Source organism: Priestia sp. 10L35 (assembly GCF_056395685.1).
Map to the genome: position 1 here is coordinate 1 of NZ_JBFTKA010000058.1, position 421 is coordinate 421.

At 52.1% G+C, this 421-nt stretch carries 1 rRNA gene; it reads right to left on the bottom strand.

Annotated features, from left to right (window positions below):
• Positions 1–421, bottom strand: a 16S ribosomal RNA gene (locus tag AC1DEF_RS29260); the annotation flags it as partial.

Below are 421 nucleotides of genomic sequence, written 5' to 3' on the forward strand. Positions count from 1 at the left end.
GTTTACAACCCATAGGGCAGTCTTCCTGCACGCGGCATGGCTGGTTCAGAGTTGCCTCCATTGACCAATATTCCTTACTGCTGCCTCCCGTAGGAGTCTGGWCCGTGTCTCAGTWCCAGTGTGGSKGGYCATCCTCTCAGAYCMSCTAGKSATCGTCGCCTWGGTGRGCCGTTACCCCRCCWACTAGCTAATGACACGCATGCCCATCTCAATCCCATAAATGTTTGATCATTGGATAATGCCATCCTGTGATTTTATGCGGTATTAATCCGGATTTCTCCGGGCTATCCCCCAGATTAAGGTAGGTTGCATACGCGTTACGCACCCGTGCGCCACTTTCTTAAGGAGCAAGCCCCTTAATATCGTTCGACTTGCATGTATTAGGCCTGCCGCTAGCGTTCATCCTGAGCCAGGATCAAAC